The sequence below is a fragment of the Pseudomonas sp. S60 genome, assembly GCF_016647865.1.
GTDB lineage: Bacteria > Pseudomonadota > Gammaproteobacteria > Pseudomonadales > Pseudomonadaceae > Aquipseudomonas > Aquipseudomonas parafulva.
Genome location: NZ_JACVVH010000014.1, coordinates 41,903 through 66,629 on the forward strand (window position 1 = coordinate 41,903; position 24,727 = coordinate 66,629).

The 24,727-nt window shown below is 64.0% G+C and carries 20 protein-coding genes; 13 read left to right on the forward strand and 7 right to left on the reverse strand.

From position 1 onward, the window contains the following. Positions 1-8: 8 nt before the first annotated feature. From IAE33_RS09120 to edd, 6 genes are all read right to left on the reverse strand, one after another. Positions 9-1,295, reverse strand: coding sequence for an ABC transporter substrate-binding protein (locus IAE33_RS09120; RefSeq protein ID WP_201163254.1), 1,287 nt, complete (start codon positions 1,293-1,295; stop codon positions 9-11). 103 nt (positions 1,296-1,398) lie between these two features. Then, complete coding sequence (locus IAE33_RS09125) at positions 1,399-2,649, reverse strand: D-mannose isomerase (protein ID WP_201163255.1); 1,251 nt, start codon at positions 2,647-2,649, stop codon at positions 1,399-1,401. Between the two features lie 122 nt (positions 2,650-2,771). Continuing rightward, positions 2,772-4,226: an ATP-binding protein gene (locus tag IAE33_RS09130; RefSeq protein WP_201163256.1), complete on the reverse strand. Its 1,455-nt coding sequence runs from the start codon at positions 4,224-4,226 to the stop codon at positions 2,772-2,774. After that, positions 4,207-4,932 carry a two-component system response regulator GltR gene (gene gltR / locus IAE33_RS09135; RefSeq protein WP_201163257.1) on the reverse strand — a complete coding sequence of 242 codons (726 nt, stop codon included), beginning with the start codon at positions 4,930-4,932 and terminating at the stop codon, positions 4,207-4,209. Before gltR ends, IAE33_RS09130 begins: the two co-directional genes overlap by 20 nt. Before the next feature lies 1 nt (position 4,933). Next, positions 4,934-5,893 (reverse strand): glucokinase, encoded by a 960-nt coding sequence (locus IAE33_RS09140; RefSeq protein ID WP_060483430.1) that lies wholly within the window; start codon positions 5,891-5,893, stop codon positions 4,934-4,936. Next, on the reverse strand, positions 5,890-7,716 hold the full coding sequence (edd, locus tag IAE33_RS09145; protein WP_201163258.1) for a phosphogluconate dehydratase: 1,827 nt from the start codon (positions 7,714-7,716) through the stop codon (positions 5,890-5,892). Before edd ends, IAE33_RS09140 begins: the two co-directional genes overlap by 4 nt. A 263-nt stretch (positions 7,717-7,979) precedes the next feature. Between edd and gap the strand changes: the two genes are divergently transcribed. The 6 genes from gap to IAE33_RS09175 all read left to right on the forward strand — a co-directional run bounded on the left by gap (position 7,980) and on the right by IAE33_RS09175 (position 14,596). Continuing rightward, positions 7,980-8,981: a type I glyceraldehyde-3-phosphate dehydrogenase gene (gap, locus tag IAE33_RS09150; protein WP_201163259.1), complete on the forward strand. Its 1,002-nt coding sequence runs from the start codon at positions 7,980-7,982 to the stop codon at positions 8,979-8,981. A 113-nt stretch (positions 8,982-9,094) separates the two neighbouring features. Continuing rightward, complete coding sequence (locus IAE33_RS09155; protein WP_028631482.1) at positions 9,095-9,607, forward strand: RNA polymerase sigma factor; 513 nt, start codon at positions 9,095-9,097, stop codon at positions 9,605-9,607. A gap of 86 nt (positions 9,608-9,693) precedes the next feature. After that, a complete protein-coding gene (locus IAE33_RS09160; protein WP_201163260.1) occupies positions 9,694-10,656 on the forward strand; it encodes a FecR family protein in 963 nt (320 codons plus the stop codon). Between the two features lie 151 nt (positions 10,657-10,807). Next, positions 10,808-13,399 carry a TonB-dependent receptor gene (locus tag IAE33_RS09165; RefSeq protein ID WP_201163261.1) on the forward strand — a complete coding sequence of 864 codons (2,592 nt, stop codon included), beginning with the start codon at positions 10,808-10,810 and terminating at the stop codon, positions 13,397-13,399. Positions 13,400-13,536: 137 nt separating this feature from the next. Further along, the gene (locus IAE33_RS09170; protein ID WP_201163262.1) at positions 13,537-14,130 is read left to right on the forward strand and encodes a biliverdin-producing heme oxygenase; all 594 of its coding nucleotides are present in this window, start codon (positions 13,537-13,539) and stop codon (positions 14,128-14,130) included. Between the two features lie 52 nt (positions 14,131-14,182). After that, on the forward strand, positions 14,183-14,596 hold the full coding sequence (locus IAE33_RS09175; RefSeq protein WP_201163263.1) for a YbaN family protein: 414 nt from the start codon (positions 14,183-14,185) through the stop codon (positions 14,594-14,596). On the opposite strand, the gene arcD (IAE33_RS09180) is transcribed toward IAE33_RS09175, so the two are convergent. Beyond that, complete coding sequence (gene arcD, locus IAE33_RS09180) at positions 14,576-16,003, reverse strand: arginine-ornithine antiporter (protein ID WP_201163264.1); 1,428 nt, start codon at positions 16,001-16,003, stop codon at positions 14,576-14,578. The two genes, IAE33_RS09175 and arcD (IAE33_RS09180), sit on opposite strands and share 21 nt — an antisense overlap. 441 nt (positions 16,004-16,444) lie before the next feature. Here arcD (IAE33_RS09180) and arcD (IAE33_RS09185) point away from each other — a divergent pair, with 441 nt between their 5' ends. From arcD (IAE33_RS09185) to gltS, 7 genes are all read left to right on the forward strand, one after another. Beyond that, entirely contained in the window at positions 16,445-17,872 is a 1,428-nt protein-coding gene (gene arcD, locus IAE33_RS09185; protein ID WP_060483422.1) for an arginine-ornithine antiporter, read from the forward strand. A gap of 33 nt (positions 17,873-17,905) precedes the next feature. Beyond that, the gene (arcA, locus tag IAE33_RS09190) at positions 17,906-19,159 is read left to right on the forward strand and encodes an arginine deiminase (RefSeq protein WP_028631489.1); all 1,254 of its coding nucleotides are present in this window, start codon (positions 17,906-17,908) and stop codon (positions 19,157-19,159) included. A gap of 65 nt (positions 19,160-19,224) precedes the next feature. After that, positions 19,225-20,235 carry an ornithine carbamoyltransferase gene (locus IAE33_RS09195; RefSeq protein WP_201163265.1) on the forward strand — a complete coding sequence of 337 codons (1,011 nt, stop codon included), beginning with the start codon at positions 19,225-19,227 and terminating at the stop codon, positions 20,233-20,235. A 128-nt stretch (positions 20,236-20,363) separates the two neighbouring features. Beyond that, positions 20,364-21,293, forward strand: coding sequence for a carbamate kinase (gene arcC, locus IAE33_RS09200; protein WP_201163266.1), 930 nt, complete (start codon positions 20,364-20,366; stop codon positions 21,291-21,293). A gap of 53 nt (positions 21,294-21,346) precedes the next feature. After that, positions 21,347-21,715 carry a DUF5064 family protein gene (locus IAE33_RS09205; protein WP_201163267.1) on the forward strand — a complete coding sequence of 123 codons (369 nt, stop codon included), beginning with the start codon at positions 21,347-21,349 and terminating at the stop codon, positions 21,713-21,715. 71 nt (positions 21,716-21,786) lie between these two features. Then, on the forward strand, positions 21,787-23,295 hold the full coding sequence (locus IAE33_RS09210; RefSeq protein ID WP_201163268.1) for a sigma-54-dependent transcriptional regulator: 1,509 nt from the start codon (positions 21,787-21,789) through the stop codon (positions 23,293-23,295). 165 nt (positions 23,296-23,460) lie between these two features. Beyond that, complete coding sequence (gltS, locus tag IAE33_RS09215) at positions 23,461-24,660, forward strand: sodium/glutamate symporter (RefSeq protein ID WP_201163269.1); 1,200 nt, start codon at positions 23,461-23,463, stop codon at positions 24,658-24,660. Positions 24,661-24,727: the final 67 nt, after the last annotated feature.

Here is a 24,727-nt window from a genome sequence, read left to right on the forward strand (position 1 = left end):
TGAGCACGTTACTTGGCCGCTTTGATCGCCGCCGCCAGCTTCTTCGCCGCATCGGCCGGGTCGGCCTTGGGGTCGTTGATGTAGTTGGTCACCACATCGAAGAAGGCCCCCTGCACGGCCAGCGTGGTGGCCATGTTGTGCGCCATGCTTGGCTGCAGGCCGCCATTTTTGGCGTCGGCCAGGAAGTCCTTGGCCGATGTCTGGGCGCAGGCATCGAAACCGTACTTGCCCATGTCGGCGAGCATGTCGTTGCGCACCGGGATGGACCCCTTGTTGGTGCTGAACACCTTCTGGAATTCCTCACCCATGACCTTGCGCGCGATGTCCTGCTGGCCTGCGGCGGTGCCGGCGTCCTTCTGCTTGAACACCACCAGCGAATCGATGTTGTAGAGGAAGGCCTTGTCGGTACCCGGGAAGGGTACGCACTGGTAATCCTTGCCGGCGGTTTTCTTCGCCAGGGTCCACTCGCTCTTGGCCCAGTCGCCCATGATCTGCATGCCGGCCTTGCCGTTGATGACCTTGGCGGCCTCCAGGTTCCAGTCCTGGCCCTTGCCGTCCGGGTCCATGTAGGTGGCAAGCTTCTTGAGTTCGGCCAACGCCTTGATCATTTCGGGCCCGGTGAGGGTTGCGTTGTCCAGGTCGACGAAGGCCTTCTTGTAGCCATCCGGCCCCATTACCGACAGCACCACGGTCTCGAACACCGTGCTGTCCTGCCAAGGCTGGCCGCCGTGGGCGAGCGGGATGATGCCGGCGGCCTTGAGCTTGTCGGCGGCTGCGTAGAATTCGTCGAGGGTAGCGGGCGCCTTGTCGATGCCGGCTTTCTTGAAGGCTTCGGGGTTGATCCACAGCCAGTTGATGCGGTGGATGTTCACGGGCACGGCCACGTAGTCACCGTCGTACTTGACCGTGTCGGCGACTTTTTTGTCGAGCAGCGAATCCCAGTTCTCTTGCTTGGCAACGTCCTTGAGCACGTCGCTGTCCAGCAGCCCGGTGGCGGCCCAATCCTGGATGTCCGGCCCCTTGATCTGGGCCACGCCCGGCGGGTTGCCCGCTACCGCACGGCTTTTTAGCACGGTCATGGCGGTGGCACCACCGCCACCGGCAACAGCGCCATCCTTCCAGGTGAAACCGTCTTTTTCGACCTGGGCCTTGAGCACGTCGACGGCGGCTTTTTCACCCCCGGATGTCCACCAGTGCACCACTTCGACAGTGCCTTTGGCGTCGGCAGCCTGGGCAGCAAGGGGGGTTAGCGAGGCCAGCGAGATAGCGGCAGCGAGACGAAGGTAGGAAGTCATTGAAACACCTTATTGTTGTTATGCCGTGCAAGTCGGTCGCTTGCGTTGCATGGAGTCTAAACAGCGTGCGCGCCCCGCCAGGTAACGAAGCGATGCGCGATTGTCATCGTTTGGTTACATTGCCGGCCAACGCCGTGGCCAGGCTCGGGGCAAGCGGCAGCCCTGGCAGCAGCAAGGCCTGGTAGGCGTGGTAGAGGTCGGGCCTGCCTGGCCAGAGGGTGCCGGCCGGGCAGTTGTGCGGGTCGAGTTCGTGGTGCCAGCTGCCGCCTTGCAGGTCGATGAAATGCTCGGCGATGAAGTCCCAGCAGCGGCGGTACCACAGCTCGTAGCGCGGGTCTGCGGTGCGCTGCAGCAAGGCAGCCGCACAGGCGCAGGCCTCTGCGTGCACCCAGTGCAGGCGCGCCCGTACCAGCGGCTGGCCAGCCCAGTCCAGGGTGTAGGCAAACCCTGGGCTGCCATCGGCCTGCCAGGCCTGCTGGCAGGCCGCCTCGAACAGCGCCTGGGCACTGTCCACCAGCCAGCCCGGCGCCGGCAGGCCAAAGCGCTGCAGGCTGGCCTCCAGGTGCAGCAGCAGCCGCGCCCACTCCAGGGAGTGCCCGGGGGTGGTGCCATAGGGGCGGAAGTGATCGGCCGGGTGGTCCTGGTTGTAGTCCTTGGCCGGCTGCCAGAAGGCGTCGAAGTGTTCGATCACCCGGTAGCCACTGGCGGCCGCGTGGGTGTGGATGATGCGTTCGGCGATGCGCAGGGCGCGCTGCAACCACAGGCTGTTGCCGGTGACATCGGCCAGGGCCAGGAACGCCTCGATGCCGTGCATGTTGCTGTTGGCACCTCGGTACGGCTCGGGCAATTGCCAGGCGCGGGAAAAGGTTTCCTGCAGGGCGCCCTCTTCTTCATTCCAGAAATGCTGCTCGATGACCTGTATGGCGAATGTGAGCAGCGCCTGCGCACCGGCAACGCCGGCCACCACTGCCGAGCTGGCAGCCAGGGCAACGAAAGCGTGCAGGTAAGCATCCTTGCCACTGTCTTCACGCCCTTCTGCATGGGCGAACCAGCCGCGGTAATGCTCATCCCACAGCGGGCCGCGCAATGCGGCCACGCCGTGTTCGGCGTAGGCCAGATAACCCGGGATACCCTGCAAATGGGCCAGGGCAAAACAGTGGGTCATACGCGCGGTGGTCAGCGTTTCTGCGCAAGCACCCGGCGCAAGTTGGCCGTTGGCCTGCAGGTTGCCGAAGCCACCGGGCAGCCTTGCCGCCTTGGCGAAGGCCAGCAGCCGTTGGCCTTCGGCCAGGCGCCATGCAGTATGCGCCGGGGCGTCCAGCCAGCTGTTCGAAGCGGTGTTGTGGTTATTCATGGCCAGCTCGATCCTTGCCAGTCGTGGGGCGATTCTAGCCAGCGGGGCTGGGCGGGGTGTCACGAACGGGGGCATGTTTGTCACCAGTCAGTGACATGCCAACGCCAACGGCGGCGCGGGGGTCAGTCCATGCCCCGGGGCAGGTACAAGGTTACGCGCAGGCCACCCTCACGCAGGTTCAGCAGGCTTACCTCGCCCCCATGGCTATGGGCGATGTTGCGCGCGATACCCAGGCCCAGCCCGTACCCCTGCTGGTGCCCGGCAAGCCGCACATGGGGCTCGAACACTTCCTCCAACTGCTGCTGCGGCACGCCAGGGCCTTGGTCATCGACCTGCAGCACGAAGCCGGCCGCACCGTCGATGATGCGCAACCGCGCCCGCTCGCCGTACTTGATGGCATTGTCGATCAGGTTGCCTATGCAGCGGCGCAGCGCCAGCGGCTTGCCTGGGTAGGGCGCCAGTGCCCTGCCTTCCAGGGTGATGCGCCCATCGCGCAGATAGGGCTCGGCGAGAATCTCCAGCACTTGGTTCAGGTCCACCGGCTCGATGTTTTCATGGATGTCGGTGTCTTTTACGCACTGCAATGCGCCCTTCACCAGCAGCTCCAGTTCGTCCAGGTCCTGGCTGAACTTGGCTTGCAGGTGCTCGTCCTCCAGCAGCTCCACCCGCAGCCGCAGACGGGTGATGGGGGTGCGCAGGTCGTGGGAAATGGCACTGAACAGCTGGCTGCGTTCGGTCAGGTAGCGGCTGATGCGCTCGCGCATGCTGTTGAACGCCCGGCTGACTTCGATCACTTCGATGCCACCTGCCTCGGCCACCGGCGGCACGTCCGCTCCCAGCGACAGCTCACGCGCCGCACGGGCCAGGCGCTTGAGTGGCCAGCTTTGCCAATGCACCAGCAAACCGATGAACAGCAACAGCAACGCCGTGGTCAGGACGATGAAGCCAAGCTGCTGGCGCGGCAGGCGCTGCGCCTCAAGGCTGGTGTAGGGCTCTGGCAGCAACGAGGCGATGTACAGCCACTCCCCTTCGCCCAGGCGGATCTGCGTGACCAGCACGGGCGGCTTGAGCGGCTCCAGGGTCAGGGAATAATGGGCCCAGGAACGCGGCAGCTCGTCCAGCTTGAGCCCGCTATTGAAAATACGCAGGTCGTCCGGCCCGACGAATTCGACTGACACTTCCATCTGCGAACCCAGCCCTTCGTGCAGCACTTGCTGGAACACATCGATCACCGCCTGCTTGCGCGGCGTAACCGGCAGCACCGGCATGTCCAGCGGGCGGGCGTTGAGCGACACGAAGAAGCGGGTGCCCCCCATGCTGCGCAACTGGTCGAGCACCAGTGGCCGGTAGGCCACCGGCAACGAGCGGAAGTAACTGACGCTGGCACTCATGGAATGGGCCAGGCTGCTGGCACTGGCACGCAGGCCTTGCAGTTGGCTGGCGCGCAATTGCGCCACCCAGATGATGCTCGACAAGCCTTGAGCCAGCAGTACCACCAGCAAGGTCAGCAGCAGCATGCGCCCCAGCAGGGAGCGCGGCAGCAGGCGCCAGCGCCGTTCAGGGCGCATTGCAGACATGCGCCGCCAGCAGGTAGCCGCTGCCGCGCACCGTGCGGATCAACCGGGCAGGTTTGTCGGTATCGCGCAGCCGCTGGCGCAGGCGGCTGACCGCCATGTCGACGATGCGGTCCAGCGGCATGGGCTCGCGGCCCCGTGTGGCATTGCCGATGGTGTCGCGGTCGAGAATCTGCTGCGGGTGGTCGAGAAACAGCTTGAGCAGGGCAAAGTCGGCGCCAGACAAGATCACCTCTTCACCGTCACGGTGGAACAGGCGATGGCTGACGGTGTCCAGGCGCCAGTCGTCGAACGCCAGCACGGCGGTGCCCGGCGCAGCCTGGCCGAACTCTGCACGGCGCAGCAGGGCCTTGATGCGCGCTTGCAGCTCACGCGGGCTGAAGGGCTTGCCCAGGTAGTCGTCGGCACCCAGTTCCAGGCCGATGACCCGGTCGGTTTCGTCGGAGCTGGCCGTGAGCATGATGATCGGCACGCGGGCCTGGCGCGGGTGCTGACGCACCCAGCGGCACAGGCTGAAGCCATCTTCATCGGGCAGCATCACATCCAGGATGACCAGGTCGCAGGGCGTGGTTTCCAGGGCGTGGCGAAACCCTGCACCGTCGGCCTGGGCATTGACCTGGAAGCCCGAGCGGCTCAGGTAGGTTTGCAGCAGTTCACGGATTTCCTGATCGTCGTCCACCATCAGGATGGATTTGCCGGCAGCGCTCATGTCAGTGGTCCAGCGCCTGCTGCAGGTTCACCCCGGCCCCCAGCAACCCGGAAAACTCCGCCGTCACCAGCCACACCGGAATGCCGGGGAAGTACCCGCTCATGCAGCCCTTGTCAGCGAAGCTGGCCGCAAACCCGCTGTGCAGGAACAGCTCGGCAAAGCGCGGCACCACGCCGCCGACGATGTACACACCGCCACGGGCGCCCAGGGTGAGCACGTTGTTGCCGGCAACGCGGCCCAGAAAGCGGCAGAACTGCTCGACCACCGCCCGTGCCCGCGGCTCGCCGCCCAATGCGGCATCGGTAATGTGCGCGGGGGTCTGATGTTTGGGCGTGTCGCCATCCAGCGCGCACATGGCCTGGTACAGGCGCACCAGGCCACCACCACTGAGCACGGTTTCGGCGCTGACATGGCCAATCTGCCCGTGGATATGCTGGTGAATCGCCGCTTCCCGGGCGTTGCCCACCGGCAGGTCGACATGGCCTCCCTCCCCTGGCAAGGCATGCCAGCGCCGCTCGCCCAGGCGCAGCAGCGAACCCACGCCCAGGCCCGTGCCAGGGCCGATCACCAGCGCTGGCCGGGACGGGTCTGCCTGGCCCGCGCACACCTCGCGAAACTCGCCGTCGCGTAGCCGGGTCATGCCCAGGGCCATGGCGGTGAAGTCGTTGATCAGCAGCAGTTGGCCAACCTGCAGCCGTTGGCAGAACGCGCTGCGGCTCAGGCGCCAGTGGTTGTTGGTGAAACGGAATTCGTCGCCATTCACCGGGCCGGCCACCGCCAGGCAGGCAGCAGCAAGCCCGCCGCGCGGAATACCCAGGCCTTCCAGGTAGGTTTCAATGGCCTGCTCCGGGCTGGTGTAGTCCTCTGTGGCGAAGACCCGCACCTCGTGCAACTGGTTGTCACGCCACAACGCAAAACGGGCATTAGTGCCGCCGATGTCGCCGACCAGCAGGTCCTTCATTTCAGGTTCTCCAGGGCAGAGGTAAAGGCGCTGGCGCCCTGCTCTGCCGGGCTGAACGCCATGCGCATGAAGCCGAACAGCTCACGCCCGCACCCCAGGTCGTTGCCTTGGGGCGCCGGCGGCAGGTCGCGGCTGGCCAGCACATCGGCCGGCACCATGACCTGTAGCGTACCTTCAGCGCCATCGACACGCACCCTATCACCCTCGCGCACCCGTGCCAGCGGCCCACCGTCATAAGCCTCGGGGCATACATGGATGGCGGCCGGGATCTTGCCTGAAGCACCCGACATGCGCCCGTCGGTCACCAGTGCCACCTTGTAGCCGCGGTCCTGCAGCACGCCCAGGAACGGCGTGAGCTTGTGCAGCTCGGGCATGCCGTTGCAGCGTGGGCCCTGGAAGCGCACCACGGCAACGAAATCGCACTCCAGTTCGCCGGCCTTGAAGGCATCGGCCAGCGATTGCTGATCGTGGAAGATTCGCGCTGGCGCCTCGACCACGCGGTGTTCAGGGGCCACGGCGGACACTTTCATCACCCCGCGGCCCAGGTTGCCCTCCATCACCCGCAGGCCGCCTTCGGCCGAGAATGGCCGGGCCACCGGGCGCAGGATGCTTTCGTCCAGGCTTTGCTGCGGGCCTTCGCGCCATACCAACTTGCCGTTGTCGAGGAAGGGTTCCTGGGTGTAGCGGCGCAAGCCATGACCCGCCACCGTGTTGACGTCTTCGTGCAGCAAGCCGGCATCGAGCAGTTCGCGGATCAGGAATGCCATGCCCCCTGCGGCCTGGAAGTGGTTGATGTCGGCCTTGCCGTTGGGGTAGACGTGGGACAGCGTCGGCACCACGTCGGACAAGTCGGCCATGTCCTGCCAGGTGAGCTGTATGCCAGCGGCCTGGGCGATGGCGGGAATATGCAAGGTGTGGTTGGTGGAGCCCCCGGTGGCATGCAGGGCCACGATGGAGTTCACCAAGGCCTTCTCGTCGACGATTTCGCCCAGCGGCATGAAGTTGCCGCTGGCCTTGGTCATGCGGGTGACCTGCTGCGCCGCCTCGGCGGTGAGCGCGTCACGCAGCGGCGTATAGGGGTTCACGAACGACGCACCCGGCAGGTGCAGGCCCATCACTTCCATCACCAGCTGGTTGGTATTGGCGGTGCCGTAGAAGGTGCAGGTGCCAGGGCTGTGATAGGACTTCATCTCCGACTCCAGCAGCTCCTCACGGCTGGCCTTGCCCTCGGCGTAGCGCTGGCGCACGTCGGCCTTCTGCTTGTTGGAAATGCCCGACACCATGGGCCCGCCCGGCACGAACACGGTGGGCAGGTGGCCGAAGCGCAGGGCGCCCATCATCAGCCCCGGCACGATCTTGTCGCAGATACCCAGCATGAGCGCCGCGTCGAACATGTTGTGCGACAGGGCCACGGCGGTGGACATGGCGATCACTTCACGGCTGGCGATGGCCAGTTCCATGCCAGGCTCGCCCTGGGTGACGCCGTCGCACATGGCCGGCACGCCACCTGCAAACTGGCCGACCGAACCCACCTCGCGCAGGGCCTGCTTGATCTGCTCGGGGAAGTGCAGGTACGGCTGGTGGGCCGAGAGCATGTCGTTGTAGGCCGAAACGATGGCCACGTTGGCCGCGTTCATCAGGCGCAGGGTCTGTTTGTCTTCAGTGCCGCACCCGGCCACCCCATGGGCGAAGTTGGCGCACTGCAGGCTGGCACGCATCGGGCCCTCGCTGGCAGCGCCACGAATCAGCTGCAGGTAGCGTTCGCGGGTGGCGCGGCTACGCTCGACCAGCCGTTGGGTGACCTCAAGGATGCGCGGATGCATGTACTGGACTCCAGGCTAATTGTAAGGGCGGTTTACCAGGCGCCGGCGCCCCGCCGATTGCAGCCTAGGCTCATGGTAGAGCGTCGCGCGCCATCGGCAAGGCCAAGGGCCAAACCACTCGTTGTAGGTTTAAACAAAATACTGCCACTAAAAAGGCTTGTTTTCTATCTGCAAGTGAATAATCTTGTAATTCCAACAACAAAACCGTTTCAGTGAAGCATCTTTGTGCCACAGGTTTCACTCGGACTGCCAGAGGTATCGCCATGACCCTTCGCATCGCCATCAACGGATTCGGCCGCATCGGGCGCAACGTCCTGCGCGCACTCTACACCCAGGGCTACCGCCAGGACCTGCAGGTGGTCGCCATCAACGACCTGGGCGACAGCACCATGAACGCCCACCTGCTCAAGTACGACAGCGTGCACGGCACCTTCGACGCCACGGTAGAGGCCGACCACGAAAGCCTTACGGTCAACGGTGACCGCATTGCAGTCAGCGCCATTCGCAACCCCGCCGAACTGCCCTGGAAGGCCGAAGCCATCGATGTGGTCTTCGAGTGCACCGGGCTGTTCACCGACCGCGCCAAGGCCGCTGCACACCTGGCGGCAGGCGCTGGCAAAGTGATTGTGTCGGCCCCCTCCAAAGGCGCGGATGCCACCGTGGTGTACGGGGTCAACCACGACGTGCTGCGTGCCTCGCACCAGGTCATTTCCAACGCATCGTGCACCACCAACTGCCTGGCGCCGATCGCCCAGGTGCTGCACCGCGAGTTCGGTATCGAGCAGGGCCTGATGACAACCATCCACGCCTACACCAATGACCAGGTGCTGACGGACATGTACCACAGCGACCCCTACCGCGCCCGCTCCGCCACCCAGTCGATGATCCCGAGCAAAACCGGCGCTGCCGAGGCAGTGGGCCTGGTGCTGCCGGAACTGGCAGGCAAGCTGACCGGCATGGCCGTGCGGGTGCCGGTGATCAACGTGTCGCTGGTGGACCTCACCGTCAACCTCAAGCGCGAAGCCACTGCCGAGCAGGTCAACCAGCTGTTCCTCGAAGCCGGCCAACATTCCAGGGTACTGGGCTACAACGCCCTGCCGTTGGTGTCCTGCGACTTCAACCACAACCCGCTGTCTTCCATCTTCGATGCCAACCACACCCGGGCCAATGGGCGCATGCTCAAGGTGCTGGCCTGGTATGACAACGAGTGGGGCTTCTCCAACCGCATGCTGGACAACTGCCTGGCCCTTTGCCAGGCGCGCTAGGTGCCGCGCCGTGTCTGCGGGCACGGCGTTTACCTTTCCATGACATTTACCCGCTTGACCTCCGAAGGTGATGATAAGCATTATCATTAACCCTTCGTCGGCCAGGTTTCCCCGTGAGTCAGTCCCGGTTCAACTCCGTCTTTCTCGTTCAGCGCCTCTCCCTGCTGCGCACCTTGCAGCGCATGGTCGGTAACCGCAGCACCGCCGAAGACCTGCTGCAGGAAACCTACCTGCGGGTGGCCCGCGCGCTGGGTGAGCGGCCCATCGAGCACATCGAGCCCTTTGTGTTCCAGACGGCCCGCAACCTGGCACTGGACCACCTGCGGGCTCGCCGGGTGCAGGCACGCATGCTGGTGGACGATGTGCCAGAAGCCGTGCTGCACAACGTGGCCGCCCCGGCCAGCAGCAGCGAAGATGCCGCCCACGCCGAACAGTTGCTCAAGCACTTGAGCGTCAGCCTGAACCAGCTGAGCCAGCGCCAGCAGCGCATCTTCATCCTCAACCGCCTGCACGGCGCCACCTACCTGGAAATTGCCGAGCAGTTGGGGGTGTCGTCCAGTACGGTGCAAAAGGAACTGAAACTGATCATGGCGATCTGCTTGGGTGTGGCCGAGCGGCTCGAATGAGCGTTGCGGGCCCGTAGCAAACCCAGCCACTTGCCACGCCGTGCCGGAGCCCTGATCATCCGGAATCAACCACGCAAGGACTCACCGTGACAGACCACCCCGCCCCTCGCCCGTCACCTGCCGGGCCCAGCCCCCGTGCACGTGCCCAGGACGAGGCGCTGGACTGGCTGGTGCGCCTGCAGTGCGCCGACGCCGCCGACACCCAGGCGTTCGAGGCCTGGCTAAGCGCCGCGCCGGAAAACGCAGAGGCCTACGTTGCAGCAGAAGCCTTGTGGAACGGCGCAGCGGTGCACCACGCCGCTACCCGGCTGCACCGGCAACAGCGCCGCAGTTGGCGTGGCCGCGTACGCAGCCACTGGAAACCCCTGGCCACGGCAGCCTTGCTGGTGGCCGGGCTGTTCACGTTCGGCAACCTGCCCGTGCGCCTGCAGGCCGATCACCTCACTGTGGTGGGTGAACGCCAGCGTGTGGAGCTGCAAGGTGGGGCCAAGGTGCTGCTGAACACCAACTCAGCCTTTGCCAGTGACCGCAAGGGCGGGCGCGAAGTTGCCCGCCTGCTGCAGGGCGAAGCCTACTTTCAGGTACCCGAGGGCGCGCCGCAGCCGCTCGAAGTGCAGGCGGGGCCGTTGCGCGCACAGGCCCGCGACACCGATTTTGCCGTGCGCTACCTCGGTGGTGAGGCACTGGTCAGGGTGCAGCGCGGCGATGTCGACCTGCAGGGCGAACGTGATCAGCGCATCCGCCTGCGCGCGGGCGACAGCATCAGCGTGGGCCCCCAGGGCTTTGGTACACCCCAGCGCCTGGACATGCGCAAGGACCTGGCCTGGGTCGACGGCCGCCTGGTATTCGAGAACTGCCCACTCAGCCAGGTACTGGCCGAAGTGCGCCGCTATTACCCAGGCTGGATCATCAACCGCAACGCGCGCCTTGAAGACGTTGCGGTCACCGGCAACTATCGCCTGGACCAGCCGCTGGAAACCCTGCGCGCGCTGGCACACATCACCTCCGCACAGCTGCATGAATACCCCGCGCTGGTCATCCTGAACTGACCACTTTCCACCCGCAGCAGGCGCCGTGCGCGAATTATTTTTACGCACTCTGAAGGGCTCGTCCGTCTCGTCATAGCCAATGCAACTGATTCTTGTTCAAAACAAGAGCAGCCATCACCTATTACAGACCGCGCGTCAGGGAGCGCTTTCGATGTCCACAGGTACCCATTGCCCGTCCACCCGCCCTCACCGTTCGGGACGTCTGTCCCTGCTGACCCTGGCGCTGCTCGCCTGCGGGGCCTGCAGCCTGCCGGCCTGGGCGGACCAGCCCGCTGCCAGCGCCAGCACCTCGCGCATGGGCGACTACCGCTTCAGCATCCACCAGCAACCCCTGGTATCGGCGATCAACACATTCAGCCAGGTCACCGGTTGGCAGGTGGGTTTCAACGCCCAGCTGGCCGACGGCGTCGCCTCCCCAGGGGTGCAAGGCTCCCTGACACCAGAAGCAGCACTGGAGCGCCTGCTGCGGGGCACGGGCCTGGCGTATCGCAAGATCAGCAACGGTAACGTGGTACTTGAAAGCAAGGCCGGTGGCAGCGTGGTCGCCCTGCAGCAGATGACCGTCAGTGCTACCCGCAGCGCCCAGGACGTGGCCCAGGTGCCCAGTACGGTCAGCGTGCATACCCGCGAGCAACTGGACCGCAACAACGTCAACAGCATCCAGGACCTGGTGCGCTACGAACCCGGTGTCTCGGTAGCCGGCACCGGGCAGCGCAGCGGCCTCAACGGTTTCAACATCCGCGGCATCGATGGTGAGCGAATCCTCACCCAGATCGACGGGGTGTCGATCCCGGACAGCTTCTTCTACGGCCCATACGCGCAAACCCAGCGCAATTACGTAGACCCGGAAATCGTCAAGCGCGTGGAGATCCTGCGTGGGCCTGCGTCGGTGCTGTACGGCAGCAATGCCATCGGCGGTGCCGTGAGCTACTTCACGCTGGACCCGGAAGACATCATCAAGCCCGGCCAGGACGCCGGCGCACGCCTGAAAGCCGGCTACAGCTCGGCAGACGAAAGCTGGCTGACCTCCGCCACCGTCGCTGGGCGCCAGGGTGACGTGGATGCCCTGCTGCACCTGAGCCAGCGCAACGGCCACGAAACCGAGAGCTACGGCAAGCATGGCGGCACCGGCCTGTCGCGCACCGAAGCCAACCCCATGGACGCGCGCACCACCAACGTGCTGGCGAAGGTAGGCTGGAACCTGGCGGATGACGCACGGCTGGGCCTGACCTACGAACGCTACAAGGACGACCGTGACCAGAACATTCTGAGTGCAGTGGGCGGCCCGTTCATTCCCGGCTTTGGCGCCATGAATTCCTACCGCATGCGCACCGGCAACGACACCATCACCCGCGAGCGCTTTGGCATCAACCACCAGTTCGCGCTCGACAGCGTGCTCGCCGACCAGGTCAAGTGGAGCCTCAACTACCAGATCGCCAAGACCGACCAACGCACCGACGAGTTGTACGTGGCCTCCGGGCGGCAGGTGCTGCGCGACCGGCAGACCACCTACAAGGACCGCCAATGGGTATTCGACGCCCAGCTGGACAAAGCCTTCAGCCTGGGCCAAACCGACCACCTGCTCACCTACGGCACGACCCTCAAGCACGAGAAGATCACCGGGTCACGCAGCGGCACTGGCACCTGCGTGAACATCGGCGGCACCTGCCGTGGTATCGGCCAGGACAGTGCCCGCGATGGCCAGGCGCTGGTCAGCGATTTCCCGGACCCGACCGTGAACACCTACAGCCTGTTCGTGCAGGATGAAATCCGCTGGCACAACTGGACCTTCCTGCCCGGTGCCCGCTACGACTACACCCGCATGGAGCCGCGCTTCACCGAACGTTTTCTGCGCGGGTTGGAAGCCACCGGTACGGCGCCTACCTCCCAGGACGATTCTGCCCGCAACTGGCACCGGGTTTCGCCCAAGTTCGGCCTGACCTACGCGTTCGACGACCACTACACCGCCTATGGCCAGTACGCCGAGGGCTTCCGTACGCCAACCGCCAAGGCCATGTACGGTCGCTTCCAGAACCTGGACCAGGGTTACCGGGTTGAGGGCAACCCAAACCTGGAACCAGAGAAGAGCAAGAGCTTCGAAACCGGGCTGCGTGGCAATTTCGATGCTGGCCACTTCGATGTGGCGGTGTTCTACAACAAGTACCGCGACTTCATCGACGAAGACGCCGTGCAGAGCAGCAACCTGGAGCAGACCTTCCAGGCCAACAACATCAAGCACGCCACCATCAAGGGCGCCGAGGTCAAGGGCCGCCTGAACCTCGATCAGCTTGGCGCTGCGCCAGGCCTGTATGCGCAGGGCTCGCTGGCCTACACCTACGGCCGCAACGATGACAGCGGCCAGCCGCTGAACACCGTCAACCCGCTCAAGGGCGTGTTCGGCCTGGGCTATGACCAACAGCACTACGGTGGCCTGCTGAGCTGGACGCTGGTCAAGCGCAAGACCCGCGTCGACGACAGCACCTACTACGCCCCCGATGGCTCGGCATCGAAGTTCCGCACCCCCGGCTACGGCGTGCTGGATTTGACCGGGTACTACAAGGTGACCGACGACGTCACCATCAACGCGGGCCTGTACAACCTCACCGACAAAAAATACTGGCAGTGGGACTCGGTGCGCAGCTATGACGGCCAGGGTGAAGCAGCAGTGACCCAGCCCGCCAACATCGACCGCCTGAGCATGCCGGGCCGCAATTTTGGCATCAACGTCGTCTGGGATATCTGACAGGCCCTCGGTGGCGCGAGCGTTGCTCGCGATGCGCCGCCCACGCGGCGCCCCACCAGCCGGTCATCACTTTTTTTACGCACCCGCCCCCACTGCTTCGTCTTGTATTCAAACACCCCTCATCCAAGGATTGCCCCATGCCCGACCGCCCAGCCCTGCGCTCCCAGCGCCTGAACCAGGTCACCCACGCCCCGCACGCCGAGCTGGATGCCCTGGTCAAGGCCCACGCCCCCTTCGACACCCGCGAAAGCTTTGCCCGCTTCGTCGTTGCCCAGTACCTGTTCCAGGCCGAACTGCAGCCCTTGTACAACGACCCCGACCTGGTCGCCATTGTCCCCGACCTCGCCCAGCGCTGCCGCGCCCAGCAGGCACTGCTGGACCTGGCCGACCTGGGCACGCAAGCACCCGCCGCCCTGCGTGGTCCCCTGCAGGCCCCCAGCCTGGGTGAAGCGATGGGCTGGATCTTCGTCTCCGAAGGCTCCAAACTGGGGGCTGCGTTTCTGATCAAGCGCGCCGCTGCGCTGGGCCTCTCCGACAGCTTCGGCGCCCGCCACCTGGGCGAGCCGCTAGGCGGACGGGCCGAGGGCTGGAAGCAGTTCACCCGCATTCTTGATGGCCTGGACCTTACGGCCGAGGAAGATGCGGCGGCAGAGCGCGGCGCAGTGGCTGCCTTTGCGCGTTTCACCGAACTGCTGAAACACGCCTACGCCGTGGACGCCCAGTTGGTCTGATACGCTGTACCTGGCACCTGACCGGTGGCCGAACCGTTTTTGCAGTGAGACCATGACCCAACCTGCCCGCTCGAAACTCGCCCGCCTGCTGTATGGAATCCTGGCTTACGTAAGCCTTGGGGTGGGCTTGGTCGCCATCGTCATTCCTGGCCTGCCGACCACCGAATTCATCCTGTTGTCGGCCTGGGCGGCGACGCGCAGCTCGCCGCGCCTGTCAGCCTGGCTGGAAAACCACCGCCTGTTCGGCCCCATCCTCTACAACTGGCGTAACGGCAAGGTGATCAAGCGGCGGGCCAAGGTCAGCGCCACGGTCAGCATGTTGCTGTGTGCAGGGTTGATGCTGGTGTTTCTCGAGCATCACTGGCCCGTGTTCCTGGCCATCGCCGGCATGACCCTGGGCAACCTTTGGATCTGGTCCCGGCCAGAACACACCTGCCCGGCCCCGTCACAGGCTCAGCAGCCCTGAATACAGCGCGTAGGCCGCAAGGCCTGCGCCTGCCAGCACGGCTGCGAATATCAGCTTTTCCCACGGGCTGAACAGCGCCAGCCCACGTTCGTGCCGGGCCTTGGCAAACAGGATGACACCAGGCGCATACAGCAACGCCGACAACAGCAGGTACTTCAGGCCACCGGCGTACAGCAGCCACAGGGCATACAGCAAAGCCACCAGCGCCACCGCCAGGTCCTTGCGGCGCACAGCGGCCTGCCCTGCGTAAGTCTCTGCGCGTATGGCCAGCAACACCGCGTAGGCAGCTGACCACAGGTAAGGCACCAGAATCATCGACGATGCCAGGTAGATGAGGCTGGTATAAGTGCCAGCAGACACCAGCGTAATCAGCAGGAACCCCTGGATCATGCTGTTGGTCAGCCACAAGGCATTGACCGGCACCTGGTTGTTGTTCGCCCTGGCGAGAAAGCGCGGCATGGTGTGATCCCGAGCCGTGGCATAGAGGATCTCGGCGCACAACAGCGCCCACGACAGCAAGGCACCCAACAGTGACACAGCCAGGCCAAGGCTGATCAGCAACGCACCCCACGGCCCGACGACATGCGCCAGTACTGCGGCCAGCGAGGGGTTCTGCAGCCCGGCCAGCTCCGGTTGGGCCATGATGCCCAGCGACAGCACGTTGACCAGCACCAACAACGCCAGCACACCGACAAAGCCGACCACCGTGGCCTTGCCCACGTCCGCCCGGCGCTGGGCTCGCCCGGAATAGACACTGGCCCCCTCGATGCCGATAAACACAAATACCGTCACCAGCATCATGTTGCGCACCTGCTCCAGCACACTGCCCAGCTGTGGGCTGCCCTGGCCCCAGATATCCCGGGTAAAGATATCGGCGCGAAACGCGCAGGCCGCGATCACCACGAACAGCACCAGCGGCACCACCTTGGTCACGGTGGTGACCAGGTTGATGAACGCGGCTTCCTTGATGCCGCGCATCACCAGAAAATGCACGGCCCACAGCAGCACCGATGCGCAGCCGATGGCAGCAGGCGTATTACCTTCGCCGAACACCGGGAAGTAAAAGCCCAAGGTGCTGAACAACAGCACGAAGTAGCCGACATTGCCCAGCCAGGCACTGATCCAGTACCCCCAGGCCGACGAAAAGCCCATGTAGTCGCCAAACCCGGCCTTGGCATAGGCATAAACCCCCGAGTCAAGCTCAGGCTTGCGGTTGGCCAGGGTCTGGAACACGAATGCCAGCGCCAGCATACCCACCGCAGTGATCGCCCAACCGATCAGCACCGCGCCGGCGCCGGCTCGCGCTGCCATGTTCTGCGGCAATGAAAAGATGCCGCCCCCAATCATGGAGCCCACCACCAACGCGATCAGCGCACCCAGCGGAAGTTTCTGCGTGTTTTCGCCCATGCTCCAAGCCACACCCTATCGCTGCACTGTCATACATAGGTAACCAGATTATTGTTTATATAACCCATTGCATGTAGAGCGCCTCCCACGCCGCCGACCTGCCCCATTCATAACCCAATTGTCTATGCAGCGCGCTTGTAAAAACCTCGCGTTTGCCAACCCCTTCACACTAAACCGTTAAAACTTTTAATTTCAGCAAAAAATTTGCGATCACGGCGAAACCGTCTAGTTTCAACCCTCGCAGGCCATCAAGAGCCACTGCTCTGGAATGACATGGAGGTGCCAGCACACCAGGCCTGCAGCCGAAGCAGTCGGCACTCTCCAGGAGCCCCGTGAAGTTTTTTTTGCGACTTCACACTGCCGTGCACTGATCCACATCAGGGCATGGCCACGGCGTCGGATTTAATCTGATGTCAACTTTCTCCTGGCAGGAGTTGTTAAATGTCTGATGGTTCGGGAAAACTTAAACTCGGTGCACTAGTTGCACTTGTGGTCGGTTCCATGATCGGTGGCGGCATCTTTTCACTGCCGCAGAACATGGCCGCCAGCGCAGGTGTTGGCGCCGTCCTGATTGGCTGGGCCATTACCGCCGTGGGCATGCTGACCCTGGCGTTCGTGTTCCAGACCCTGGCCAACCGCAAGCCTGACCTCGACGGCGGAGTGTACGCCTACGCCAAGGCCGGGTTTGGCGACTACATGGGCTTTTCCTCGGCCTGGGGCTACTGGATCAGCGCCTGGTTGGGCAACGTCGGCTACTTTGTGCTGCTGTTCAGCACCCTGGGGTACTTCTTTCCGCTCTTCGGCGAAGGCAACACACCTGCCGCCATCATCGGCGCCTCGGTATTGCTGTGGGCGGTGCATTTTCTGGTGCTGCGCGGCATCAAGGAAGCCGCCTTCATCAACCTGGTCACCACCGTGGCCAAGGTCGTCCCACTGGTGCTGTTCGCGCTCATCTGCCTGTTCGCATTCAAGCTGGATGTGTTCACCGCCGACATCTGGGGGGCTGGCACGCCCGAGCTGGGCAGCGTGATGAACCAGGTGCGCAACATGATGCTGGTGACCGTGTGGGTGTTCATCGGCATCGAGGGCGCCAGCATCTTCTCGTCCCGCGCAGCCAGGCGCGCCGATGTGGGCAAGGCCACGGTGATCGGCTTCATTACCGTGCTGCTGTTCCTGGTGCTGGTCAACGTGCTGTCGCTGGGCATCATGACCCAACCCGAGCTGGCCGGCCTGCAGAACCCGTCGATGGCGGCCGTGCTGGAGCATGTGGTTGGCCACTGGGGCGCGGTGCTGATCAGCGTCGGGCTGATCATCTCGCTGCTGGGGGCGCTGCTGTCGTGGGTGCTGTTGTGCGCCGAGATCATGTTCGCTGCCGCCAAGGACCACACCATGCCGGCGTTCCTGCGCCGCGAGAATGCCAACCAGGTACCCGCCAACGCCCTGTGGCTGACCAACGCCATGGTGCAGGTGTTTCTGGTGATCACGCTGTTCTCCAACAGCACCTACCTGTCCCTGATCTACCTCGCCACCTCGATGATCCTGGTGCCCTACCTGTGGTCGGCTGCCTACGCCGTATTGCTGGCCGTGCGCGGGGAAACCTACCAACAGGCCCTGCGCGAGCGCCGCAAAGACCTGCTGATCGGTGGCATCGCCCTGCTCTACGCCATCTGGCTGCTGTACGCCGGCGGGGTGAAATACCTGCTGCTTTCGGCCCTGCTCTACGCACCTGGCGCGATCCTGTTCGCCAAGGCCAAGCGGGAACTGGGCCAGCCAGTGTTCACCCGCGTGGAAAAGCTGATCTTCACGGCCGTGGTCATCGGCGCCCTGGTGGCAGCCTTTGGCCTGTACCGCGGTTTCCTCACGCTGTGACCCACGTTTTCAATCGTATGGAGGATAGAAACCATGTCCGCTGAGAAACAGAAATACGGTGTGCATTCCGAAGCCGGCAAGCTGCGCAAGGTGCTGGTGTGCGCCCCGGGGCTGGCCCACAAGCGCCTTACCCCCAGCAACTGTGACGAACTGCTGTTCGACGATGTGATCTGGGTGGACCAGGCCAAGCGTGACCATTTCGACTTCGTTACCAAGATGCGCGAACGCGGGGTGGATGTGCTGGAAATGCACAACCTGCTGACCGATATCGTGCAGCAACCTGAAGCGCTGAAATGGATACTGGACCGCAAGATCACCCCCGACACCGTCGGCGTGGGCCTGACCAACGAAGTGCGCAGCTGGCTCGAAGGCCTGGAGCCGCGCCACCTGGCCGAATTCCTCATCGGCGGTGTGGCGGGCCAGGACCTGCCCCAGAGCGAAGGCGCCGAAGTGGTCAAGATGTACAACGATTACCTGGGCCATTCGAGCTTCATCCTGCCGCCACTGCCCAATACCCAGTTCACCCGTGACACCACGTGCTGGATCTACGGTGGCGTCACGCTCAACCCCATGTACTGGCCGGCACGCCGCCAGGAAACCCTGTTGGCTACCGCTATCTACACGTTCCACCCGCAGTTCACCGGCGCCGATTTCCAGGTGTGGTATGGCGACCCGGACAAGCAGCACGGCCAGGCCACTCTCGAAGGCGGCGACGTGATGCCGATCGGCAACGGCATCGTGCTGATCGGCATGGGTGAGCGCACCTCGCGCCAGGCCATCGGCCAACTGGCCCAGAGCCTGTTCGCCAAGGGCGCGGTACAGAAGGTGATCGTGGCTGGCCTGCCGAAATCCCGCGCTGCCATGCACCTGGACACGGTCTTCAGTTTCTGCGACCGCGACCTGGTCACGGTTTTCCCGGAAGTGGTGAGTGAAATCGTGCCGTTCATCATCCACCCCGACGAGAGCAAGCCCTATGGCATGGACGTGCGCCGCGAACACAAATCGTTCATCGAGGTGGTGGGCGAGCAACTGGGCGTGAAGCTGCGCGTGGTCGAAACCGGCGGCAACAGTTTTGCCGCCGAGCGCGAGCAGTGGGACGACGGCAACAACGTGGTGGCCCTGGAGCCGGGCGTGGTGATTGGCTACGACCGCAACACCTACACCAACACCCTGCTGCGCAAGGCCGGCGTGGAGGTGATTACCATCAGCGCCGGCGAACTGGGCCGCGGCCGCGGCGGTGGCCATTGCATGACCTGCCCGATCGTACGCGACCCGATCGACTACTGACTCCCTCACCCCGGCCGCCCCACCCGGTGGCGGCCGGCGCGTTCAGCACTCCAAGGAGAACCGTCATGGCGTTCAACATCCGCAACCGCAACCTGCTCAGCCTCGAACACCACACCACCCGCGAGCTGCGCTACCTGCTGGACCTGTCCCGTGACCTCAAGCGGGCCAAGTACACCGGCACCGAACAGCAACATCTGAAGGGCAACAACATCGCCCTGATCTTCGAAAAAACCTCCACCCGCACCCGCTGCGCATTCGAGGTGGCCGCCTACGACCAGGGCGCCAACGTCACCTACATCGACCCCAACTCGTCGCAGATCGGCCACAAGGAAAGCATGAAGGACACTGCCCGCGTACTCGGGCGCATGTACGACGCCATCGAGTACCGGGGCTTCAAGCAGGAAATCGTCGAAGAACTGGCCAAGTTCGCGGGCGTACCCGTATTCAACGGCCTGACCGACGAATACCACCCCACCCAGATGATCGCCGACGTGCTGACCATGCGTGAGCACAGCGACAAGCCGCTGCACGACATCAGCTACGCCTACCTGGGTGATGCACGTAACAACATGGGTAACTCCCTGCTGCTGATCGGCGCCAAGCTGGGCATGGATGTGCGCATCGCCGCGCCCAAGAGCCTGTGGCCCCACGATGACCTGGTGCAGCGGTGCAAGCAGTACGCCGAGGAAAGCGGCGCACGCATTACCCTCACCGAAGACGCCAAGGCTGCAGTCAAGGATGTGGACTTCATCCACACCGACGTGTGGGTGTCGATGGGCGAGCCGATCGAAGCCTGGGGCGAGCGCATCCAGCTGCTCAAACCCTACCAGGTGAACCCTGAGCTGATGAAGGCCAGCGGCAACCCACGGACCAAGTTCATGCACTGCCTGCCGGCATTCCATAACAGCGAAACCAAGGTAGGCAAGCAGATCGCCGAACAGTACCCGGACCTGGCCAATGGCATCGAAGTGACCGACGACGTGTTCGAGTCGCCCGCCTGCATCGCGTTCGAGCAGGCGGAAAACCGCATGCACACCATCAAGGCGATCCTGGTATCGACCCTGGCTGACCTCTAAACGCTTACAGCTGCAAGCTTCGAGCTCCAAGCCACAAGAAAAAGCGGCCCATTACGCGCTCCCGCCTCTCCTTGAAGCTTGAAGCTTGAAGCTTGAAGCTTGTAGCTTCCCTAACAAGGACATCTCCCATGCGTATCGTGGTTGCATTGGGCGGCAACGCCTTGCTGCGTCGCGGTGAACCGATGACCGCCCAGAACCAGCGGGCCAACATCCGTACCGCCACCGAACAGATCGCCAGGATCCACCCGGGCAACGAACTGGTGATCGCCCACGGCAATGGCCCGCAGGTAGGGCTGCTGTCCCTGCAGGGCATGGCCTACAAACCCGACGAAGCCTACCCGCTGGATGTGCTGGGGGCGGAAACCGAAGGCATGATCGGCTACATGATCGAGCAGGAACTGGGCAACCTGCTGGACGCCGAGGTGCCTTTTGCCACCCTGCTGACACAGGTGGAAGTGGACGCTGACGACCCTGCCTTCAACGACCCCACCAAATTCATCGGCCCGGTGTACAGCCAGGCCGAAGCCCAGCAGCTGGCGGCAGAAAAAGGCTGGGTGGTGAAGGCCGACGGCGACAAGTATCGGCGTGTAGTCGCCAGCCCCGCGCCCAAGCGCATCTTCGAGATCCGCCCGATCAAATGGTTGCTGGAAAAAGGCACCATCGTGATTTGTGCCGGTGGCGGGGGCATCCCCACCCTCTACGATGAAAACGGCAGGCTCAAGGGCATCGAGGCCGTCATCGACAAGGACCTGTGCTCGGCGCTGCTGGCCGAACAACTGGAGGCAGACCTCCTGGTCATCGCCACCGACGTGGATGCGGCGTACATTGACTTTGGCAAGCCAACGCAGAAGGCCATTGCCCAGGCTCACCCCGATGAGCTGGGCAAGCTGGGCTTCGCGGCCGGGTCCATGGGGCCGAAGGTGCAGGCAGCCTGCGATTTTGCCGGGCATACGGGCAAGGTGGCTGTGATCAGTTCACTGGCCAACATCGAAGACATCGTCAAGGGCACTGCCGGCACCCGCGTTTCAACCGCAAACCCCGGGATCAGCTACCGTTGATTGCAGTCGGCGGGCGTGCAGCGCCCGCCATAACCTTTGCGTAGGAGACCCCCATGGCCAAGTACGAGCCCGGTCACGTACACATCGAGCGCACCGCGCTCAACAAGAACGACCACAGTTATGACCTGAAAGTGGACTACGAGGCGTCTACCGACCCCACTGAGGGCCGTGGCATCCAGTTCCGCATGCACGGCAACATCGAGGGCAAGCCGGTGGATGAGGCCTTCTTCCTGCCCAAGGACCAGGTACTGCCCAGCTTTCTCATGCAACTGACGCGCAGGGCCCAGGCCTACTTGGCTGCGCCGAAAAAATTCGAAAGCCTGGCCTCGCCCCACCGCATCTATGACTGGATGTTCGAGGACATCCGCGCAAAACTGGATGTGAAGTCTGGCGACCCGATCAAGCCCGAACACCTGGGGTAGGCCGGGGCCGTCACGGGCGCGGCGATGTTGAGGCATACTAGCGCCCTCCCCGGCCATATCCGATTGCCCCAATGCGTATCCACGTCAGCTTCATCGACCGTGTCGGCATCACCCAGGAAGTCCTGGCCCTGCTCGGTGCCCGCCACCTCAACCTGGATGCGGTGGAGATGGTGCCGCCAAACGTCTACATCGACGCCCCCACCCTGAGCCCGGCGGTACTCGAAGAGCTGCACGATGCCTTGTTCGACGTAGCAGGCGTGCAAGCTGTAGAGGTGGTCGACATTCTGCCGGGCCAACGGCGCCACCTGCAGCTCGATGCCCTGCTCACGGCCATGAGCGACCCCGTGCTGGCGGTGGACCGTGCGGGCAAGGTGCTGCTGGCCAACCCCGCCTTGATCGCACTGTGCGGCCGCGAGTCCACCGGGCGGTCGGTGGGCGAGCTGTTCGGCGACCCGGCCTTGCTGCCCACCCTGCTGGAAAGCAACTTCCACCTGCCCATGCGCGAGATGCAGCTCAACGGCCAGAGCCTGCTGCTTGATGCCATGCCGATCACCCACACCGGCGGCCTGCTGACCCTGTACCCGCCAACACGCATGGGCGAGCGCCTGTCGGCCCTGCGCCACGACCACGCCGAAGGGTTCGATGCACTGCTGGGCGAATCGCCTGCCATTCGCACCCTCAAGGCGCGGGCCCTGCGGGTGGCGGCGCTGGACGCACCGCTGCTGGTGCATGGCGAAACCGGTACCGGCAAGGAGCTGGTGGCCCGCGCCTGCCATGCCATCAGCAGCCGCAGCAGCGCCCCATTCCTGGCCCTGAACTGCGCCGCGCTGCCCGAGAGCCTGGCCGAGAGCGAACTGTTCGGCTACGCCCCAGGTGCCTTTACCGGCGCACAACGCGGCGGTAAACCGGGGCTGATGGAGCTGGCCAACCAGGGCACGGTGTTCCTCGATGAAATCGGTGAAATGTCGCCCTACTTGCAGGCCAAGCTGCTGCGTTTTCTCAGCGATGGCAGCTTCCGCAGGGTGGGTGGGGACCGGGAAGTGAAGGTGAATGTGCGCATCATCAGCGCCACCCACCGCGACCTGGAGCAAATGGTGGCCGAGGGCACGTTCCGCGAAGACCTGTTCTACCGCCTGAACGTGCTCAACCTGCAGGTGCCGCCACTGCGCGACCGGGGGCAGGACATCATCATGCTGGCGCACTTCTTCATGCAGCAAGCCTGCACGCAAATCCAACGCCCGGCCTGCCGGCTCACCCCGGAAACCCATTCAGCACTGCTGGCCAACCCATGGCCGGGCAACGTGCGCCAGCTGCAGAACGTGATATTCCGCGCTGCGGCCATCTGCGAGAGCAACCTGGTGGATATCGGCGACCTGGATATCGCCGGCACCTCGGTCGCCCGTGGCCACGACGGCGACGTGGCCAGCCTGGCGCAGGCGGTAGGCGATTTCGAGCGCGAGCTGCTGCAACGCCTGTACGCCAGCTACCCTTCAACCCGGCAACTGGCGGCCCGCCTGCAAACCTCCCACACCGCCATCGCCCAGCGCCTGAAAAAGTACGGCATTCCGGGGAAAGGCTGATTTTGTCGGCAATTTCCCTGAATTGTTCAGACTTTTCCTAGGATTTCGCCAGATACGCTCTGACGTGTGCCTCGTAGAATGACAGCAGTGCAATCCTGCCTGTCACCCCGCTAAACCGCCCAAGAGCGGTCTGTGGTTCGCTACTGGATATAACGAGAGTACCTGATGTTAGAACTCGATTTTTACGGCACGCTGGTGGCTGCCTCCCTGGTGTTGCTGCTCGGGCGCGGCCTGGTCGCGCGCATTGGTTTTTTGCGCGCCTACAACATTCCCGAGCCTGTGGCCGGTGGCTTGGTGGTAGCCATCGCGCTGCTGGCGATGCGCAGTTTCGACCTGCACGTGCAGTTTGACACCTCCCTGCAAACCCCACTGATGCTGGCCTTCTTCGCCACCATCGGCCTGAGCGCCGACTTCGCCAGCCTGAAAAAAGGCGGCAGGGCGGTAGGGGTGTTCCTGCTTGCGGTCACCAGCCTGCTGGTGGTGCAGAATGCGCTGGGCATCAGCCTGGCTACAGCGTTGGGCCTGGACCCGCTGATGGGCTTGCTGGCCGGCTCCATCACGCTGTCGGGGGGCCACGGCACCGGTGCCGCCTGGGGCGCGACGTTCTCAGAAACCTACGGCCTGGCTTCAGCGTCGGAACTGGCCATGGCCTCTGCTACCTTCGGCCTGGTACTCGGTGGCCTGATCGGCGGCCCGGTTGCCCGCCTGCTGATCAAGCGGGTTACCCCACCCGGCCTTGCGGGCGATGCACCGCAACTGCCCACGGGTTTCGAGCAACCTGAAAAAGAACGCCTCATCACGTCTTTTTCCTTCATCGAAACCCTGGCCCTGATTGCCGTGAGCCTACTGGCAGGTACGCTGTTGAACGGGTTGCTGAAAGGCACCCCCTTCGAGCTGCCGAACTTCGTGTGCGTGTTGTTTGTGGGCGTGGTGCTGCGCAACGGGCTCTCGGCCTTTGGTTTCTATCAGGTGTTCGAGCGGGAAGTATCGGTGCTGGGCAATGTCAGCCTGTCGCTGTTCCTGGCCATTGCCCTGATGTCGTTGAAGCTGTGGGACCTGTCAGCCCTGGCCCTGCCCTTCTTCGTGCTGCTGGCCGCGCAGACCTTGGTGATGGCACTGTTTGCCATCTTCGTGACCTTCCGCGTGATGGGGCGCAACTACGATGCCGCCGTACTCGCTGCCGGGCACTGCGGCTTCGGCCTGGGCGCTACACCAACGGCAATCGCCAACATGCAAGCGGTTACCCAGCGTTTCGGGCCGTCCCATGTCGCGTTTCTGGTGGTGCCGATGGTAGGGGCGTTCTTCATTGACCTGATCAACGTGGTGGTGATCAAGCTGTACCTGGCGTTGCCGTTTTTTCAGTGAGCCAAGCTGGCTTATGACGCCGCGGTTTATGCCGTGAACAAGCCCCTCACCCGGGTACGGGCGGGGG